At 63.1% G+C, this 18223-nt stretch carries 15 protein-coding genes and 1 pseudogene; 5 read left to right on the top strand and 11 right to left on the bottom strand.

Annotated features, from left to right (window positions below):
* Positions 1-388: 388 nt before the first annotated feature.
* Positions 389-883, bottom strand: coding sequence for a hypothetical protein (locus tag ACFWB0_RS21440; protein WP_052040198.1), 495 nt, complete (start codon positions 881-883; stop codon positions 389-391).
* A 708-nt stretch (positions 884-1591) separates the two neighbouring features.
* Here ACFWB0_RS21440 and ACFWB0_RS21435 point away from each other — a divergent pair.
* Positions 1592-2413 (top strand): hypothetical protein, encoded by an 822-nt coding sequence (locus tag ACFWB0_RS21435; protein WP_371054029.1) that lies wholly within the window; start codon positions 1592-1594, stop codon positions 2411-2413.
* 387 nt (positions 2414-2800) lie between these two features.
* Here the strand turns inward: ACFWB0_RS21435 and ACFWB0_RS21430 are convergent, their stop codons facing one another.
* The 4 genes from ACFWB0_RS21430 to ACFWB0_RS21415 all read right to left on the bottom strand — a co-directional run bounded on the left by ACFWB0_RS21430 (position 2801) and on the right by ACFWB0_RS21415 (position 4588).
* On the bottom strand, positions 2801-3244 hold the full coding sequence (locus ACFWB0_RS21430) for a hypothetical protein (protein ID WP_258914070.1): 444 nt from the start codon (positions 3242-3244) through the stop codon (positions 2801-2803).
* Positions 3241-3852 carry a hypothetical protein gene (locus ACFWB0_RS21425; RefSeq protein WP_229582521.1) on the bottom strand — a complete coding sequence of 204 codons (612 nt, stop codon included), beginning with the start codon at positions 3850-3852 and terminating at the stop codon, positions 3241-3243. Before ACFWB0_RS21425 ends, ACFWB0_RS21430 begins: the two co-directional genes overlap by 4 nt.
* A gap of 54 nt (positions 3853-3906) precedes the next feature.
* Complete coding sequence (locus ACFWB0_RS21420; protein ID WP_258914071.1) at positions 3907-4173, bottom strand: hypothetical protein; 267 nt, start codon at positions 4171-4173, stop codon at positions 3907-3909.
* 202 nt (positions 4174-4375) lie between these two features.
* Positions 4376-4588 carry a hypothetical protein gene (locus ACFWB0_RS21415; protein WP_229582518.1) on the bottom strand — a complete coding sequence of 71 codons (213 nt, stop codon included), beginning with the start codon at positions 4586-4588 and terminating at the stop codon, positions 4376-4378.
* A 319-nt stretch (positions 4589-4907) separates the two neighbouring features.
* Between ACFWB0_RS21415 and ACFWB0_RS21410 the strand changes: the two genes are divergently transcribed.
* A complete protein-coding gene (locus ACFWB0_RS21410) occupies positions 4908-9881 on the top strand; it encodes a DEAD/DEAH box helicase (protein WP_371054030.1) in 4974 nt (1657 codons plus the stop codon).
* A gap of 43 nt (positions 9882-9924) precedes the next feature.
* Positions 9925-10866 carry a hypothetical protein gene (locus ACFWB0_RS21405; RefSeq protein ID WP_371054031.1) on the top strand — a complete coding sequence of 314 codons (942 nt, stop codon included), beginning with the start codon at positions 9925-9927 and terminating at the stop codon, positions 10864-10866.
* Positions 10867-11084: 218 nt separating this feature from the next.
* On the opposite strand, the gene ACFWB0_RS21400 is transcribed toward ACFWB0_RS21405, so the two are convergent.
* From ACFWB0_RS21400 to ACFWB0_RS21385, 4 genes and pseudogenes are all read right to left on the bottom strand, one after another.
* Positions 11085-11960: an AAA family ATPase gene (locus ACFWB0_RS21400; protein WP_371054032.1), complete on the bottom strand. Its 876-nt coding sequence runs from the start codon at positions 11958-11960 to the stop codon at positions 11085-11087.
* Positions 11957-12319, bottom strand: a pseudogene (locus ACFWB0_RS21395) (Mu transposase C-terminal domain-containing protein); the annotation flags it as partial. The gene ACFWB0_RS21400 and the pseudogene ACFWB0_RS21395, both read right to left, overlap by 4 nt.
* Before the next feature lie 12 nt (positions 12320-12331).
* Complete coding sequence (locus ACFWB0_RS21390) at positions 12332-13378, bottom strand: DDE-type integrase/transposase/recombinase (protein ID WP_378492435.1); 1047 nt, start codon at positions 13376-13378, stop codon at positions 12332-12334.
* 35 nt (positions 13379-13413) lie between these two features.
* Entirely contained in the window at positions 13414-14013 is a 600-nt protein-coding gene (locus ACFWB0_RS21385; protein WP_070434800.1) for a recombinase family protein, read from the bottom strand.
* Between the two features lie 608 nt (positions 14014-14621).
* On the opposite strand from ACFWB0_RS21385, the gene ACFWB0_RS21380 reads away from it, so the two are divergent.
* Together ACFWB0_RS21380 and ACFWB0_RS21375 are read left to right on the top strand one after the other, a co-directional pair.
* Positions 14622-15413 carry a 23S rRNA (adenine(2058)-N(6))-methyltransferase Erm(50) gene (locus ACFWB0_RS21380; protein ID WP_176453837.1) on the top strand — a complete coding sequence of 264 codons (792 nt, stop codon included), beginning with the start codon at positions 14622-14624 and terminating at the stop codon, positions 15411-15413.
* Between the two features lie 262 nt (positions 15414-15675).
* On the top strand, positions 15676-16272 hold the full coding sequence (locus ACFWB0_RS21375; protein ID WP_072815705.1) for a recombinase family protein: 597 nt from the start codon (positions 15676-15678) through the stop codon (positions 16270-16272).
* Positions 16273-16336: 64 nt separating this feature from the next.
* Here ACFWB0_RS21375 and ACFWB0_RS21370 read toward each other — a convergent pair whose 3' ends face one another.
* Together ACFWB0_RS21370 and ACFWB0_RS21365 are read right to left on the bottom strand one after the other, a co-directional pair.
* A complete protein-coding gene (locus ACFWB0_RS21370) occupies positions 16337-16459 on the bottom strand; it encodes a hypothetical protein (RefSeq protein WP_371054033.1) in 123 nt (40 codons plus the stop codon).
* A 268-nt stretch (positions 16460-16727) separates the two neighbouring features.
* Positions 16728-18032 (bottom strand): hypothetical protein, encoded by a 1305-nt coding sequence (locus ACFWB0_RS21365; RefSeq protein ID WP_371054034.1) that lies wholly within the window; start codon positions 18030-18032, stop codon positions 16728-16730.
* Positions 18033-18223 lie beyond the last annotated feature (191 nt).

The raw sequence follows: 18223 nt of genomic DNA, 5'->3' as shown, positions 1-18223 counted from the left end.
TTTTCTGGATCCCGGCGGGTCGCCCCGTCTGCGATCCGGCCGGCTCGCTCACCTTCCGAGTCGGGCCTTGGCTGCTCCTGTGTCTGTCTCGGTGGCCATTGCACCCCGGTGAACGGCGGTCCCGTATGGCGCGGAACGGCGATCTCCGCCTCGCAGACGAGACACAGATAGGTGCGGTGTCCGGTGGCCCCGGAGGGGCGCAGGGCCGTTGTGCAGGTGCACGGTGTCCAGCCCACGACCACCCGGTGCGGTCCCAGCCGGTGCCCGTTCGGGCAGAACTTCGGCGGGCGCTCGTAGGACACCACACCACAGATTTTCGCACACGTGTTCCCCTGAGCTGGTGCTCGAGTGTCCATGATGAAGTCGACGTAGTTGTCTTCGACCGGAGCTACGGTGTCCCCATAGGGCCGCTGTCGCCTGCACCCGAGGTATCGGTGCGGGGCGGGAATTCGTGTAGGTAGAACGTCGCTCCTTCTTCGATCTCGCCCGCGTTGAAGGAAGACGACTCGAAGGTTGCGGCATAGGGTGCCGAGCTGCTCACGGTGACCGTGTAGCTGCGTTGATTGGCAGGAACTGCCTCGAAGTGCGCCACATAGGTACACACTCCCGTGCCGTCGGCATTGCGTTCGACGGTATCGATTTCCAGCACGGAACGTGCCGAGGCTGCCGCGCTTTCGCCGTGCAGGTACACGATGTCGTTCGGTGCGATCGGGATCGTGGTGATGATGCACTGTCCGGTCTGTGGATCGGCTTGCTCCGCGTTCCCGACGACAGTGACCGTAGCGGGGAAGGTCTCCGGTTCCTCGGTATTGGATACACATCCGCTCAGGAACAGTGCCCCAATCGACAGTGACGCTGCAGCCAGTCCACTTGTTCGCCCCATGAGGTCACCGTAGGGCGTCCGGAAGACAGCCGGGGACCGTGTTGGTCACTATTGGGCATTATCGCGCTGGATAACTACGCCGTCGGCCCTCGCTCGTACACGGACAGCTCCGCAGCGAACGGATCAACCGCCGAAGACGCCGTCCGCGAAGCAAACCAGCAGTTCAGAGAACCGAAAGTCAGACTGAACCCTAGGGAACACATGTTCGATTACGCGCGTTAGAGTGAGACTTGGCAGGTCGATGGAGGGACGCGCACAGCGGACTTCGGGAAGCATCGGCCTGCCGCATCGTTTCCGCAGGAACCGGGCGTCGAGAGCCGGAAGAACCTCCGATGCCGGGCACCCTCGCACCGGCCTGCACACCGCGCCTCGCCGGCGGTCACTGCCGTCCACGACGCGGGGGAAGTGGGGGTCCGCCGGCACTGTCCTGCCCCTCGAGCGACCGGGGATCGACCAAGCTGCCACCGCGTCCTCGCAACGATGACGTCGCCGGTGGCCACCGCCGCCCCCCGGGTCCATGGCGGGGAGCGGCCCGACGAGGTGCCCGGAGGCCGCAGACGCCCCCCCTCGCGAGGTACGCCATCGCGCCTCGCAGCGATCGGCATGGCATCGATCCTTTTCATTCGTTACGTACGTATCATGATACGTACGTAACGAATGGTGTTACGATGCCGGATACGAACGTCATCGGGTCGGGAGGGCGAGGTCATGGCCGAGGAAACCAGAGGGGGACGGCGCCGCGAATACGCCACCGACGCCGACCGGGTACGGGCCTGGCGGCAGCGCCAGAAAGACAAGGCCCGCGCCCAGCAACAACAGGATGCGCTGCCGACCGATCCGACCTCGGCGATCGGCACCCTCGCCGACGCGGTACCACTGCTGCGCCGCGAAACCCAGGCGATGCTCGAGACGCTGACGACGATCGCGTCGTCGATCACCACCGCGACCGATCTGCTCGCCGATCCGGCGGCGATCGATGCACAGCTGCGGCGCGTGCAGGCCGAGGCCGACAAGGTCCGGGCCGACGCCGCCGCCGAGATCGCGGCACTGCGGGACGAACTCGACACCGCTCGCACCGAACGCGCCGACGCCGATGCCGCCGCCACGGCCGCCGACGCCGAGGCCACCGAGGCCCTCGCCCAGCTCGCCGCAGCCCGGGCCGACCACGCCGCGGCACAGGACCGCTGGCAGCAGCAGCTCGATCAGGCCGCAGCGGCCCACCGCGAGCAGATCGTCGGCCTCGAGCACCGGATCGAGCTGCTCACCGGGCAGCTCGACGAGCACCGCGAGCGGCTGACCCGAGCGATCGCCGAGAAAGACGCCGCGGCGGCCACCGCAGCCGAACACACCCGGCGGCTCGACGCCGAACTCACCGCCGCCCGCACCGCCGCGGCAGCCGAACGCGACCGCGCCGAGACCGCCCGCGCCGACGCCGCCGCCGCACACGCGCAAGCCGAAGCCGCCCGCGAACGTGCCGCCGAACTGCGCGCCGAACTCCAGGACCTGCGCAAACCCCCGGCCGGCCCGTGAACCCCCCGCCGGGGTCCCTGTACTACCGGCTGCCAGAGCTGGTCGACCTCGAGGTTCGAAAAGGGTCGACCTGGCATACTTCGATCCGGCCATCCCCGCCGTACCCCTTGCGGCGGGGATGCTTTCTGCCGTGAGGCACTCACTCGTCGTCGACCGGGGCGAATCCGTTAGTAGCCGATGCCCCGTAGCGAGGAAGGCCTGCCGGTACGCGACAATCCGGTCCTGATCGGGGCGATCACGGGCGGTGCGGATGATCTTGCAACCGTGGCTCGACGCGCGCAACCGCTCACAGTTTTCCTCGGTCGGTACCGGCGTCGGCCGAGCGTGTGGCGACAGGCGGTGGGACGAGTTGCGGCCCCACACACGGCCCCGATATCGGCTCTTATGTCAATCTTCGACGTTCGGGCTCCGGTCGTCGAGAGTGACATGGACATCGCCGGGGCGGAGCAGTTTCAAGATTGGGCGGTCGAGGCCCAATTTGGCCGCAGACTGACTGATGGACTCGCGGAGGTAAGGGTAGACAGCCATCACGCCGACACGTTCGACGAACTCGGTCACGACCCCGTCGTGGGCGTCGATCGGTTCGCGCAGAGTAAATACGGCCGAGGCATCGGTCACGTATTCGCCTCCGGCGCCGGCGACAGTGGCCCGGCAGCGGATCTCGAGGAGGAGTTCCTCACGGCGCAGTGCGATCTGGATCGACAGCGGTTCTTCCTCGCGGTTCGAGGTGCGTCGGCCGAGGACTTCGTAGAAGACAATGTCGGTGAGTTCGGCGAGCTCAAGCAGTTCGCGAGCGTCGGTGACCGTGCGGGGTCGCGGGATGTCGATCATATGGCCAGGGCGTAGCTCGACTGGAAGCTCTCCTCAGCCCAGCCACGGTTCGTCGCGCTGACGGACGGGGCGTACAAGGCGGTTGCCCGTTCACCGGACAGGGCCACGTGCCCGGCGAACCTCGCCGAGCGTGCTGGGGTCTGTAGCAGTACAGCATCGATGCGGCTGTGATCGGCGAGCGAGGGGAACGCCATGTCCTCGATGTCGTGTCCGCGTCGTCGAAGCCAGGCGACGATGTCGCCCCACAACCAGACGCCGCCACCGACCAGGTTCATCGGCGTGGGGAAGGGGTCGGACTGCACGCGCTCGCCACGCACCCAATTCCCGACCGCCTGACGGGACACTTCGGCCCGGTCGGCGATGTCCTGGCGGGTGACCATGTCCGGGTAGGACCGCACCGGCGGGAGCCCACATGCGGACAGCACTGCTGCTGCAGTCCGGGCCGCGATGACCGCATCGGCGCCCTCGGCCGTGACGGTGGCGAGGGTGAGGCCGCTGTGTGACTCGACCACAACGTCCAGGTGCTCCTCGACCAGCGCGATTCGGTCGTCACCCGGTCCGGTGAGATCCGGGATCACGAAAATAAGCTCGAATTCGGTCGGGGACATGTCCCCAGCATGCGCACCCACCGGCTTGTTGTCAAATGGCAACAGCCCTAGGCGCTACTTCATCAGCTCGTGCCGATCCGGGCATCGCGAGGCGGACCGTTTCACCCGCTTGGCCGCGTTTCCCGGGTTTCTCGAGGTCCCGGGCAACGTGATGAAGTTCGCCCGCCCCTCGGTGCACGGGCAGTACACCGCGTACTTGTGGCCCTGCTCCCGGAGGCGCCATCCCTTGTTCTTCACGAGGTCCTCGACCACGGCGTAGACCTCCTTGTCGAGCGAGGTACGCGCGTCCTTCAAATCGACTTCGGCCCACGCTTCACCCATGCGCTGGCCTCACGGATACGACAGGTCGGGGGATGCCGCAGGTGCTCGCGCCGCGTCTCAAGCACTCACCGAGTTCGGGGTCGATCGGAATGCCCCTCCATGTTGTCCGTTCCGCCGCAGTCAGGGTCTGCGACTTCCAGGTATTCCTGCACTGCGTGAACAGTTTAGGGTTCGGCACCGTCATCGAGGCGTGTTGGGCCCGTCATGCATCCGAGGTGTCCTCATCACGGGTACTGCGGGTGAAAAGCCTGGTCTGCAGGATCGCCGTCACCACGCGGTACGCATCAGCGCGCCGCTCCGGTGACGGAGCGGCCACCGCCATGACGCCGGCCAGCAGGAACACGATCGCAAGGGGAGCGATCACGAGCAGTGGAATCCACCACGAGCTCATCAGAAAGGTGGTTACGACAGCCACAGAACCTCCGTCAGCGGCACAATCTCCGCGCTGACGGGGCGGCTTTCCGCAGCGTCAAGACACCGGCTCGATATCGCTATCGACCGGATTCGCCCTCAGTTCTCGGATCCGAGGGGCGTCCATCAGCTGCGCGCCTTCTTCCGATCGCGAATCGGATGCCTGGCTCTCCCAGGAAAGGCAGTTCCCGGGCGTCACCCAGGAACGTATTCAGTATAGCGGCGGGGCCCGACGCGTTCGCGCACTTGCGCCCGCTACGCCGCCCGACGACGGTGACAGGGCAAGATGACTGCCGAGTGATGTTGTATGCGAAGGGGCGGTCATGAGTTCTGTGCACGAGGTCATCGAGGCGTTCCGCAAGGCTCCGTCGAACTCGGAACGTGGCACCCGGTTCGAACAGCTCATGGTCCGCTACTTCCAGCTCGACCCGATGCTGAGCCAACAGTACGAGCAGGTGTGGCGGTGGACGGATTGGCCCGGCCGGGACGGCAAACCCGACACTGGTATCGACCTGGTAGCCGTGGCTCGCGACACCGGCGAACACACCGCGATTCAGTGCAAGTTCTACGAACCGACCCACACCCTCGCCAAGGGCGACATCGACTCGTTCTTCACTGCCTCAGGAAAAGCTCCCTTCACCAACCGGGTGATCATCTCCACGACCGACCGGTGGTCCAAGCATGCCGAGGATGCCCTTGAGGGCCAGTCGATCCCAGTGCAGCGGATCGGGCTGACCGAGATCGCCGAGTCCCCGATCTCCTGGAATATCGAGGACTGGACCGACGGGGTCCCGGAGGTCGAACTCACCGAAGCCGTTCGGCACGACCCGCTTCCGCACCAGGCCGAGGCGATCGAGAAGGTGTTCACCGGATTCGGTGCTGGTCACGACCGCGGCAAACTCGTCATGGCCTGCGGTACCGGCAAGACCTTCACCGCCTTGAAGATCGCCGAACGCACTGCCATCGAAAATGGTGGCCACGCCCGCGTCTTGTTCGCAGTCCCGTCGATCTCTCTGCTGTCGCAGACTCTGCGTGAGTGGACCGCCCAGACCCGCCTGGACCTGCGCGCATTCGCGGTGTGCTCGGACCAAAAGGTCTCCCGCGCCGCCGAGGACATCGCCGCCCATGACGTCGCGATCCCCGTGACCACCGATGCCGGCACCCTGGCCGCGGAGATGGAACATCGCAAACGCGCCAAGGGCCTGACGGTGGTGTTCACCACTTACCAGTCGCTGCCCGTCGTCGCGGACGCACAGAAACAGGGTGTGGACCCGTTCGATCTTGTCATCTGTGACGAGGCGCATCGCACCACCGGCTTCACCGCCGCTGGCGGGGACGACTCGAACTTCGTGCGTGTGCACGACGGCGACTACCTCAAAGCCGATCGCCGCCTGTACATGACCGCGACCCCGCGGATCTTCGACGACGCCGTCAAGGACAAGGCCGACGAGCACTCCGCTGAGCTGTTCTCGATGGACAACGAGACCCTGTTCGGCCCAGAATTCCACCGTCTGTCGTTCGGCGAAGCAGTCGAGCGAGGCCGCCTTACCGACTACAAGGTCATCGTGCTGACCGTCGACGAGGAACTGATCGCCGCGCCGATGCAGGCTCAGCTCGCTGGCGATTACACCGAGCTGACTCTTGACGACGCCTCGAAAATCGTCGGCTGCTGGAACGGCCTGGCCAAACGCGCTGGCCGCACTCCCGACGGAACCGGCTTCGTCCCCGGCGAACCACCGATGCGCCGCGCTGTAGCGTTCGCCAAGGACATCGCCGCCTCGAAGCAGGTCGCTGATGTGTTTCCCTCGGTCGTCGACGCCTACCTCGATCTGCTCGACGACCAGGAGAACGACGGCCGCCGTGTCGACGACACCAACCGCGACTTGCGGTGCGTGGTGCACCACGTCGATGGCACCTTCAACGCCCTCGAACGCAACAAGGAACTGTCTTGGCTCAAAGCCCCCGTCCCCGAGGGCGAATGCCGGATCCTGTCGAACGCCCGCTGCTTGTCGGAGGGCGTCGACGTGCCAGCGTTGGATGCGGTGTTGTTCCTGCATCCGCGTAACAGCATCGTCGACGTCGTCCAGTCCGTCGGCCGGGTGATGCGACTAAACGAGGGCAAGGACTATGGCTACATCATCCTGCCCGTCGCTGTCCCTGCCGGCATCGCCCCGTCGCAAGCGCTCTCGGACAACCGCCGGTTCAAGGTGGTCTGGCAGGTCCTCAACGCGCTGCGCGCACACGACGACCGGTTCAACGCGATGGTCAACTCGATTGCCCTCAACGCTGGCACCGGCGACCCCGTGACAGGGAAAGGCAGCGACCGGCTGCTCGGCGGGCATATCGGACCCACCACCGACAGTGGCGAATCCGTCTCCACCAGCACCGCCGGCGGTGAGACCAGTGGGCTGGGCAGTTCCGACGATGGCAGCGGTAGTGGTACGGATGGTGGGCAGATGGCCACACAGATGGCTCTGTTCGCTTTGTCCGAATGGCAGGAGGCGATCTACGCCAAGATCGTCGACAAGGTCGGCACCCGCGCCTACTGGGAAGACTGGGCTTCTGATGTTGCCAACATCGCCTCCTCCCAGATCACGCGTATCCGCGCCTTGCTCGATGGCGCGGACCCGGCCGTGGCCACGGCATTCGAACAGTTCCTGCAGGGGCTGCGTGACAACCTCAACGACTCGATCACCGCGGACGATGCGATCAGCATGCTGTCGCAGCATCTGATCACCAAGCCGGTGTTCGACGCGTTGTTCGCCGAACACGACTTCGCCTCCCACAACCCGGTCTCGCGGGTGATGCAGGCGATGGTCGACCGGCTCGGTGACTCCGGTCTGGAGGCCGAGACCGCGAAACTTGAGGGCTTCTACGATTCGGTGCGGATCCGGGCCGCCGAGGTCACCACCGCCGACGGCAAGCAGAAGGTCATCGCTGAGCTGTACGAGAAGTTCTTCCGCATCGGCTTCAAGAAGCAGTCCGACGCCCTCGGCATCGTCTACACCCCCGTCGAGGTCGTCGACTTCATCCTCCGCGCCGCCGACCAGGCATCCCGCGACGCGTTCGGCCGCGGCCTGACCCACCAGGGTGTGCACATCCTCGACCCGTTCACCGGCACCGGCACGTTCATGACCCGGCTGCTGCAATCCGGGCTCATCCGCCCCGAGGACCTGGCCCGCAAGTACGCCGGCGAGCTGCACGCCAACGAGATCATGCTGCTCGCGTACTACATCGCGGCAGTGAACATCGAGTCGACCTACCACGCTCTTATCGGCAGCGAAGAAGCCACGGAGTATCAGCCTTTCGAGGGGATCGTTCTCGCTGACACCTTCCAGATCACCGAGGACGGCGACAGTCTCGACTCGGTGATGTTCCCGCAGAACAACGACCGCATCGTCCGGCAGAACTCCATCCCCATCAACGTCGTAGTCGGGAATCCTCCGTACTCGGTGGGGCAGACCTCAGCGAACGACGAGAACGCGAACGTGTCCTACCCAACCTTGGACGGAAGAATCGAGCAGACCTTCGCTCAGCGATCTTCAGCCGGACTCAAGCGAAACCTCTACGACTCCTACGTCCGCGCTTTCCGGTGGGCGACCGACCGCATCGGTGGCACCGGCGTCGTCGCGTTTGTGTCCAACGGAGGCTGGATCGAATCCAACAGTGGCGACGGCATCAGACGGGCGCTCGCCGACGAGTACTCCCGCATCTACGTCTACAACCTGCGCGGCAACCAGCGCACCGCCGGCGAAATCTCCCGGAAGGAAGGCGGGAAGATCTTCGGATCAGGAAGCCGCAATACCGTCGCCATCCTCATCGGCGTCAAGAACCCCACCCACACCGGGCCGTGCGAGATCTTCTACCGCGACATCGGCGATTACCTCACCCGCGAGCAGAAGCTCGAGATCGTCGCCGGAGGCGACCTCACCACCGTGGACTGGCAGACCATCATCCCCAATACCCACGGCGACTGGACCAACCAACGCAATGACGAATACTCCGTCTGGCCCGCCATCGGCAGTAGTGACGCGAGCTCGAAGGAAGCAGCAGTATTCGCTACCTATTCACTCGGGATCAGCACGGCCAGAGATGCATGGGTGTATGGGTTCTCACGCAAACGTGTTGTGTCCGACGTCAAGAAGCTGATCGAGAACTACAACCGGGCACTCGACAACTTCGATGCGTTCTGCGCCAGCAACGGAATCACGAAAAGAACGGATTCTGTGGCGTCTCTCTTTTTTGCGGCGGATCCTGCGGCCACTGAGTCAGATTCCATCAAGTGGTCCGCGGCGTTGAAGCAACGCTTGATTCGCGGCAGGCGGCTCGACTTCGATCCCGAAAGCGTTACGACCTCCATCTACCGTCCGTTCAACGTACAGGTCTCCTACACCGCAGCAGGACTAAACGAGCGGCGAGCCAAGATCCCCGCGATCTTCCCGTCTGAACAGCACGACAATCTCGGCTTCTACTGCGTTGGGTCCGGATCAGACGTTCCCTTCTCGGCCTTAATGCTGAACCGGATCCCCAACCTCCACGTCACCGGCGCCGGGAGCGGTGGTCAGTTTTTCCCTCGCTGGACCTACACCAAGGCCGAGTCTGCGGAGGGCGAGCTGGACTTCGCGACGGCAATGGACGACGTAGACGCATACGGCTACCGGCGAGTCGACAACATCACCAACGACATCCTCGCGCTCTATCGCGACGCCGTCGGCGACCAGGTCACCAGGGATGACATCTTCTACTATGTCTACGGCCTGCTTCACGCCCCCGCCTACCGCGAGACGTACGCGGCGGATCTGAAGAAGATGCTCCCGCACATCCCGACCCCGGAATCGCGGGAGCGATTCGAGCAGCTTGCCGATGCAGGCCGGCGACTGTCGGAACTGCATGTCGGCTACGAGACCGTCGAGCCGTACCCACTGGATATTCAGCTCAAGAAGGGCACATCCGCCGAGGACCGCGAGACCTGGCGAGTGTCGAAGCTCAAGTGGGGCAAGAAGAAAGACCCCGAGACCGGCAAGAACATCGACGACCGCAGCGTCATCGTCTACAACCCGAAGGTCACCATCGCGGGCATCCCCGAGGAAGCCGAGCGGTACATGCTCGGATCCCGGTCTGCGTTGGCGTGGATCCTCGACCGCTACCAGGTCAAAACCGACAAGGCATCGGGGATCGTCAACGACCCGAACGATTGGTGCGACGAGCACGACGACCCGACCTACATCGTCGACCTGATCAAACGTGTCACCACCGTTGCGGTCGAGACGATGAAGATTGTCGACTCGCTCGCATGAGTTCGTCGCTTACCAGCGGCTCTCAGCCGACGACAGGAGGGGCATGATGGCGGCTCGCAAAGGGCGTGCGCAAAAGAAAGAATCACAGGTTGAGCGGCTCGCTCGCAGCATCATCGAGCACAACTCGCCCGTGAGGCTGGAACCGCACGATGACGGTAGTGAGAACGGAATGGTCGACTACCAAGTCTTCGGCAAGTCCGAGAGCGCCCGCGAGTCCCATCTGTGTATCGGCGTCCTGGAGGTTGGGTCGATCACCAATTCCGACTTTCGGAGTTCCTACAACCAGTACACCAAGCGGTTCAAGGGGTTTGACACTTCCTCCCTCTCTGAGTGCTGGGCGGTGATGTGCGAATTTGGTGTGGTCTTCCGTGGCTTGGAGGAGCGCTTGATTCCGCTGCTCCGCAAGATGGAGGTACGGGGGCTGAAGTCTCTCGCCCGAGATAGATCTGACGCCGGCACGACAGAGCTTGAACAGGAGTTTGCTGCCATCGCAGGAGTCGTCCAAGTGCTGCAGATTCCTGCAGGACAGCGGACTACGCGAGTTGCTATCGATTTCATGTGGCACACCACAGGGGTCACGAATCCCGACAGCACGCTCGAGGTGGTTGAGGCGTTCCTGTCCAGCAACGAAAAGGATCCTGTCGGTATCCGTAGGAAAGTCATGTCCGATCCGGCGCTTCCCTATCATGGCGTGTGTCTTCACCTCGATGGCGCTCCGGAGTCCGTACCGAATTCGGGGTTCACTGAGTACCGGCAGTTCGCGACGCCACTCGAATGCGACGTGATGCCCACGAGACCCCCTAACCTGCCCCCTGGATTCACGGACTTGTGGCTCATCGGGAAGTTCAGGCGAGGGTGGCACTGGAACAGTGACTCGGGTTGGACTTTCGTCGTCGCTCCCAGCTCGGTCGGCAGGAGCGACCCTGATTCGCCGAGCGTGCGCAGTGGATCGATCGGGGCCGACTTGTCTGACTCAGTTCCTTGATGGCGGGAGATCGAGGAAGCGAGACGGGGCAAGTCGCCTGAGCGGTGGATGGTGGTACCGTTTGGGGTGCCCAAGGCAGTAGCCGAGGGAAGTGGGTACGTGTAGGAGGTCTCCGGAGCGTAAGTACCCCCTGTGGGCAGCTCCACCCAGCGGTTTCCAGCCTTGCGCGCCCATCATGCTCGAGAAGAACCCCACCCACGGGTGGGGTCTTCTCGTTGTCAGAGCATGAACACCTCGACTGCATTACGTCCGGCGGCACGTGGTGCTCTGAGCGACTGTGCTGTTTGACGATCCTCAAACAGCACACCCCGAAACGGTCCGGCACTCGATCGTGTCCTGCGGAAGACGGCCATCCGACCGTCCTGTTTATGTGGGAACAATCGCTCCACCACACGGAAATTGCCGCGGGTCAGCCGCTCGATCGCGGCGATGGCCTGCGCATCCGTGAAATCCTCCGGGTTCAATTCTCTACCCAGGCGCCTCCAGTGCCGGTTCAGCACGAACAGCAGCTCGTCTTTGCCCAGGGCACGGTAGCGATGCGAGAACCCCAGCCGGCTGAACAACTGAGGGTAGTGCCGGAAGCGCTGGTCAATACCGGGCATGCCGATGAACATGATCGCCACACCGTCACGATCGTGGATGTCGCGCAGCATCTCCAGGGCGGTGGGAGGCAGACGTTCTGCCTCATCAATAATGATCAGTTGGGTGAGCTTCTCGCCACTGGATCTGCGCATGTGGAGCCTGTCCCGCTGTCCGGTGGCCATCAGATGCTCCATGATGCAGACGTCGAGTTTGCCCCGGTAAAATTCGATGTCACGGATCAACGTCCGGTACTTCGGTTGCACCTCAGGGGTGTAGAACACGGTGCGCGCCCGATGAGCCGTCGCGTAGATGGCCAGGTCAGATTCACTGCGTGGACCCCAGTCGTCAATGAACGAGCCCAGAGCATCCCAGTGGGCATAGCGTCTGGCGGACTGTGTTTTGCCGACTCCTGCATCACCGTGGCAGATGCCGATGGTGGCGTCTTTGCGGATCGCGTTGGCGAACTCGACGAAGCGGCGGTGCTCTTTGGTGACGATGAAGTCGCGGTTCATGGTGACAGGTCCTCTTCATAGGTCCGCAGGCGAGACGTACGACCACGCGGCCGTGGCGCTTCGGCGCTCACATCGGGGTTCACAGGGGCAAGGTCTGATGGGCGTGGCTCGTGGATGGGGATGCGCTCGTTGATCCCGGCACGTAGTTGACGCCGTCGGCGTCGACGAGCGGCCTGGATATCGGCCAGGCTGTAGCGCTGGTTGGGGTGGTCTTCATCGACAGCGACGCACAGCAACGTGTCGTGGTCGTAGACCCGGATCTCGGAGAGATCCCGCGGGTCGTAGCGGATGGTGACGTCATGGCCGACAAAAGGTGCCAGGGTCGGGCTGATGTAGCGCTGGCCTTGGAAGTGGATGCCGTCTCGCTGGACTCAGCGGTGGGTGGAGACCCGCAGCAGGAGTCCGTCGAGTTCTTCAAGGTTCTCCGGCATTCTGGGGATCCACCCCTGCCCGATCCACGCGGCTTTCGGGCTGGTGTTGATTGAAGAATGCGTGCGCTGGTTGTAGCTGCTGATGAACTCGCCGACGGCGGTATCCAGGCTCGTCAGGTCTAGTACGGGGTGTGGGTTGCGGACGCCGGGGGCGAGGTGGCCGGGCAGGGTGGTGAGAAGTTCGGTGTTGACGGTGCTGAAGAACCGCTCGATCTTGCCGCGGCCCTGCGGACGGGCGATGGTCGAGTGGATGATCCGGATCTTCAGTGCTGTCGTGGTGTACGTGATATGGCCACTGGTGAAGTCGGAGCCGTGATCGACGTAGAGGACGTCGGGAATACCGCACATCGCCCAGGTGGGGTCTGTTTTTCGCCAGATCGCCTGGCGTAGTGCCAGGGCGGTGTTCATTGCCGAGGGTGCGGTGGTGGTGACCATGTAGCCGCACACTGCCCGGGAGTAGTCGTCGATGATGATGGTGAGCCAGGGGCGAGTCGGGGTGCCGTCCGGGTTCTGGATGAGGATGTCGAGTTGGGTGTGATCGGCCTGCCAGATGGCGTTGGGGTGTTCAGCCCGGTGCCGGTAGACCAGTTCGTGTCGATCTCGGTAGGACGTCGGGCCCTCCAATGCGAGGGTGACCATCGCCGGGTCAAGGGCTTGGATGATGCTGCGCACGGTGGCGTAGCTGGGTGGTTTCAGCGATAGTTGTTGTGCTCGACAGCTCACGAGGCGATGCAGGGCGGCGATCGATGGGCGTGGCTTGGTGAGACCAAGGTGTTCGATGTAGGCGACGAGTTCCGCGGATATGCGATGGGCTCCGGCGTCGGATCGTGTGGTGTTGCGTAGCCCGCGGATTCCGTCGGCGCGGTATCGGGCTACCCACCGGGATAGGGTTCGGGTGCTGATGTCGGTGGCCTGTGCCAGGTCGGTCAGGGTGATGTCGTCTTCGATGTGGAGCCGGAGGATCTCCCAGCGTTGCATCTCGTCCATCACCGTCACCTCACGCGCTGGTCATTGTGTCCGTGTCAGGCGGGCAGTGCTGACTGTCGTCGTTTGGCGCCCTGCAGATGGCGGTACAGTGTCGCCCGTGACCAGCCGACCATGCTCGCGGCGTCTTCGGCACTGCGGCCTTTGGCTCGTTCCTCGGCGACGATGGCGAGTTTGCGGTCGACCACCTCTGGATCCACAGGTGGTCGGCCGAAGCGGGTGCCGTTGGACTTTGCTGCGGCGATGCCGGCGTTGACGCGTTCGGTGATCAGTTCTCGTTCGTACTCAGCCAGGGTGCCCAGCATGCCGAGCATCAACCGGCCCGAGGAGGTCTCCGGGTCGATGCCGTCGGAGACGGACTTGATTTTCACGTCTCGTTCGCGTAACAGGTTCACCGTGTTGAGTACATCGAGTAGGGACCGGCCCAGCCGGTCGATGCGCCACACCACCACCGTGTCACCGGGTTGAGCGTAGGCGAGGAGCTTCTTCATCCCCGGACGCTCAGTGGCGTTTTTCGCCCCGGAGGTGACATCGCTGAAGACATCACGGTCCTGAACCCCGGCGGTGACCAAGGCGTCGTGTTGAAGAGTCGGATCCTGACCGACGGTGGACACCCGGGTGTAGCCCAACAGTCTCATGACCACCATCATGCCTCACCAAACCCCAGATTGGAAGAAGGTGGAACACATTACGGTGAGACAGGTATACGAGACAGTTTTCGGGTCGATTCTCGCAGGAGCGCCCTGTTTCAGTGCGTTCGCCGTAGATGTCTTGTAAACCTTTAGCATTTCAAGACAAGAGAGAACGGGCAGTACAGTTTTGTACTACTACTCATTACCTAGCCCGAGCCGAGGGAGAACATCAGACAGAATTGTTTCTGCCAGCGCATGCACGTTGCTTGCTGCCGTACCTCCGTGGAGGCGTAGGTACTCACCCACCAATCTGACCCCGGCGGCGTATCCAGCACCAGTCGGCAGACCGACCGGGTCAGGTCCACATGACAGTTTTGGATGACCGGGACAGGGCAGGTCAGGCATCCGCGTGCTGTGGTATGGTTCACCCCATGGGCGCAATGAATGCAATTTTCACCACCTTCGGTCGGCTCCGGAACCCCGGAGCCGCCGGTGGGTGTGTGCGCTAACGGGGGACGTTCCACGGAGGTAGAGACACCCACCGCTCAGCTTGTCCAGCCGGGCGGCCTTTTCGGCATGCCCGGAGCACGATATCTGCTGCGGAGTGTCTTTCCATGCCTACCTACAGGCCGAACAAGGGCCGTCACGAGAACGGCCAGAACTACCTCGTCAATGAGGCGACGATCAGACGGATCGTCGACCTCGTCCCCGTCAACGCCTCCGTCCCGGTCATCGAGATCGGCCCGGGACACGGGGCGCTGACCTTTCCCCTTCAGGATCGTGTCTTGGCTGCCGGTGGATCGTTGACCGCCGTCGAGATCGACCCGGCCTCTGTCCGGTGGTTGGAGAAGCGGCTGCGCCCGGAGGTCCACCTGTACGAGCAGGATGTCCTTGATTTTGTGCTTCCGGACGGCCCGCACGTCCTGGTGGGGAACCTGCCGTTCCACCTGACCACCGCGATCCTGCGGCACGTCCTTCACTCACCGGGGTGGACCCACGCGGTGCTCCTGGTGCAGTGGGAGGTCGCGCGCCGCCGCGCCGGTGTCGGTGGTGCCACGATGATGACTGCCCAGTGGTGGCCGTGGGTCGACTTCGAACAGTACGGGCGGGTGCCGTCCACGCATTTCCGTCCCCGCCCCACCGTCGACGCCGGTGTCCTGGTGATACGTCGCCGGGAGGAACCTCTCGTGGACTGGTCGGAGCGTGCGCGGTACGCGTCCTTCGTCCATGACGTGTTCACCGGCAAGGGCCGTGGCGTCGCCGACATCGTGTCCCGGGTTGTGGGGCGTCGGCGTGCGCGACGGTGTGCCCAGGTCTTGCGTGAGGCCGGTGTTCCGGCACACGCACTGCCGAAACAGTTGGACGCGGGGCAGTGGGCCACACTGTTTACGGCCGTGGGGTGCTAAAGGCAAGCTGATCGCGATACCATCAGCCGCTCCGACCGATGTCGGCAGGAGAAGAAGTGCCATCCCTTCCGGATCCTGGCGCAGAGAAATCCTAAAGACGGCACCGTTTGCCATGCGAAGAGCAATGTCTTCCCGGTCCACCAGACCAGCACGCCATAGAGTGATCAAGAATCCACGACATATAGCGATCACATTCACACCTGTTTAACCGTCCTGCATGTCGGTCTCGTATAGCTGACCCAAACAGCACTATCGTCGCCTCATGGACGGAATCCTGATCGGCTATGCCCGATGCAGCACCGCGGGCCAAGATCTGCGAGCGCAACGCACAGCCCTCAAACGCCTCGGAGTCCCCGATGAGCGGATCTACACCGACAAGGGCTACACCGGCCGCAACCGACACCGGCCCGGCCTGCGCGAAGCACTCGCCGCCTGCCGCGAAGGCGACACCCTCGTCGTCACCAAACTCGACCGCCTCGGTCGCTCCGCCGTTGACCTCCGGGCAATCGCCGACGAACTCGAAGCCAAAGGCACCCGCCTGAGCATCGGCGGCTCCGTCCACGACCCGACCGATCCCACCGGCAAACTCTTCTTCGGCATGTTGTCGCTGATGGCCGAGTTTGAATCCGACCTCATCCGCGCCCGCACCCGCGAAGGCATGGCCGAAGCGAAGAAGGCCGGCCGCCTCAAAGGCAAGCAACCGAAGCTGTCCGCCTTGCAGCGCAAACGCCTGCTCGCCGACTACGAATCCGGCGAGTACACCGCCAGCCAGCTCTGCGAGATCAGCGGCCTGTCGCGTTCCGCGATGTACGCCACCCTGCGCCGAGCCCGAGAAGAAGCTGCACTCTCCCGCACCTGAGCGTCCAGGACGCCCGGCCCGCAAGCTACTCGCGGGCCGAGGGAACCCGACCCGCGAGCCGATCTCACCGATCGCCGTTGCCCACCGTCTCCTCTCTCAATGCCGCCCTGACGCTTCGGGCCGTCATCTTGACCACTTCCCACACAGCAACGAACCCGACCGCATATTGCACCAGATAGATCAACATGCCCCGCAGCATGGATTACGGGTTCTCCACCCTGCGCTGACCAGCACTTCTGACGGCGACGTGCAGCAAGAGCTCAGGTCGAAGTCGTCGCCGAAGCGAAGGCCGGCGGACTCAAGGCAAGCAGCCGAAGCTGTCCACCTTGCAGCGCAAACGCCTGCTCGCCGACTACGAATCCGGCGAGTTCACTGCCGGCCAGCTCTGCGAGATCAGCGGACTCCCGCTTCTGCGATGGACGCACGCTACGGCGTGCACAAGAAGAATTAGCGGTCTAATCCGATTTCATCCATTCGATCACTTCGTCGCGCGCCGACTGAGCAACGAGCAGCGAGCCCTCACCTTCTGCCTCGCCTTCCACATTCGTCGCTGTGGCGCGCCAAGAATATCGAATTTTCTCCGCCCCGGCATGGTTAAAAGGAATCATCAAGACGACCGCGGGTTCCGTCTCGAAGGGCTTCTTTTGTTTGCGTAGATCAGGAACTCGAACAGTGAGGATAACATCGTCTCCATCTGCGTCCCATGATGAGAACAGCGGCGGAGGATTGTAGACCGGAAAATCCTGAACGTGCCCGCCAAATACGACGCCAAGACTCCGGGGTTTCTGCAGTGGAGTCCAAACGTCGGTGAACGCATCCTCGGAAGGGTCGAGTCCTCGTACCCCAGAGAAAACGATCTCTACCTCCAGATCCTTGAGGATCTTGCTGGTGGAAAGTTCGACCACTATGGGTAGCCCGGCCGCCGCTGCGATCTTGTCGTCGAATGAAGGCAAGTTTGCGCGCGTGCGGGTGGCCCATTGCTTAATTTCGTCGACCGACAATACCGATGAGGTCGAGTTAACGGAGGCGAAACTCCGGGCGATCATGTCATTGGCCGAAAATTTCTCTTCTTGTTCCGCCGACGACTTCAACTCATGGTCGATAAGTACCTCGATAAGTTCAGGGAGGTCTGGATAGTGCCAAACCTGATTTGCGTCGAGGGAGACGTCGAGATCAAATTTTTGGGCAGAGCGGGCGGGAGTTGGCTGAACCGAATCTTTCCTCGCCTTTAACTCTCGAGCGTCCTGCCACAGCGTTGTCTCGACCTTATCAATCAAGGATTCGGAAGACTTATATGTGTGATATAGCCCGCTTGTATTGTCGTGGAAAGTCTCTCGATACGTTTTGAGGTCATTCCACTCTGTCATCTTCTCTGAACTGTTGGCGATGGCTATCGGGAGGCTGTCGCCCTCCCAAAAGAACATGTGCGCCATCCCGGTCTCACGCCTAGCTTCAGCCTCTTCGACGGTGCCCGAATATTCGTTTCGGGGGGTCGGCGTGCCTAGGCGGTACTTGAACAACGCAAGGATCACATCCGCATGATCGGTGATCTGCTCGTTGATGATCGCCTGACCATCCACGCCCGCGCGTAGGACCGGGACCGTATTGGTCGAATGGTGCTGGGGGACGAATACGACGCCCATGTCCTTGGCATGACTGCTGTTCCACTTCGCGATGGTGGCCTTGACTGCTTCAACTTCTTCGGCAGTGTCGCCAGGACCCGAAATCATCACAAGTGCAGCTATCGCCTGGAACGTCATGGGCATAGTGAATCACCCGACGTCGACTGCCTCGGTAACTGTCTCGGTTCGGGGTGTCGATGTCGAGGGGTGTCCTGTTCCCGGGGGGCGATCCGCCCCCCGGACCCCCTTCGGGTCGTGTCGGGTGTCGACGAGCAGTGTGGTCGAGGGTCGGTGTGGCAGTCGGATCTTTGCCTCGTTGGTCTCGGGGT

It is taken from the genome of Rhodococcus sp. NPDC060086 (genome assembly GCF_042730275.1).
Taxonomy (GTDB): domain Bacteria; phylum Actinomycetota; class Actinomycetes; order Mycobacteriales; family Mycobacteriaceae; genus Rhodococcus.
The sequence above is the reverse complement of the archived record's forward strand: the minus strand, read 5'-3'. Positions and strand labels throughout refer to the sequence as shown.

Coding starts and splice junctions, on each gene's coding strand:
- ACFWB0_RS21440 (WP_052040198.1), bottom strand. CDS start 883: ATGGGGCGAACAAGTGGACTGGCTGCAGCGTCACTGTCGATTGGGGCA.
- ACFWB0_RS21435 (WP_371054029.1), top strand. CDS start 1,592: ATGGCCGAGGAAACCAGAGGGGGACGGCGCCGCGAATACGCCACCGAC.
- ACFWB0_RS21430 (WP_258914070.1), bottom strand. CDS start 3,244: ATGATCGACATCCCGCGACCCCGCACGGTCACCGACGCTCGCGAACTG.
- ACFWB0_RS21425 (WP_229582521.1), bottom strand. CDS start 3,852: ATGTCCCCGACCGAATTCGAGCTTATTTTCGTGATCCCGGATCTCACC.
- ACFWB0_RS21420 (WP_258914071.1), bottom strand. CDS start 4,173: ATGGGTGAAGCGTGGGCCGAAGTCGATTTGAAGGACGCGCGTACCTCG.
- ACFWB0_RS21410 (WP_371054030.1), top strand. CDS start 4,908: ATGAGTTCTGTGCACGAGGTCATCGAGGCGTTCCGCAAGGCTCCGTCG.
- ACFWB0_RS21405 (WP_371054031.1), top strand. CDS start 9,925: ATGATGGCGGCTCGCAAAGGGCGTGCGCAAAAGAAAGAATCACAGGTT.
- ACFWB0_RS21400 (WP_371054032.1), bottom strand. CDS start 11,960: ATGAACCGCGACTTCATCGTCACCAAAGAGCACCGCCGCTTCGTCGAG.
- ACFWB0_RS21390 (WP_378492435.1), bottom strand. CDS start 13,378: ATGGACGAGATGCAACGCTGGGAGATCCTCCGGCTCCACATCGAAGAC.
- ACFWB0_RS21385 (WP_070434800.1), bottom strand. CDS start 14,013: ATGAGACTGTTGGGCTACACCCGGGTGTCCACCGTCGGTCAGGATCCG.
- ACFWB0_RS21380 (WP_176453837.1), top strand. CDS start 14,622: ATGCCTACCTACAGGCCGAACAAGGGCCGTCACGAGAACGGCCAGAAC.
- ACFWB0_RS21375 (WP_072815705.1), top strand. CDS start 15,676: ATGGACGGAATCCTGATCGGCTATGCCCGATGCAGCACCGCGGGCCAA.
- ACFWB0_RS21370 (WP_371054033.1), bottom strand. CDS start 16,459: ATGTTGATCTATCTGGTGCAATATGCGGTCGGGTTCGTTGCTGTGTGG.
- ACFWB0_RS21365 (WP_371054034.1), bottom strand. CDS start 18,032: ATGACGTTCCAGGCGATAGCTGCACTTGTGATGATTTCGGGTCCTGGC.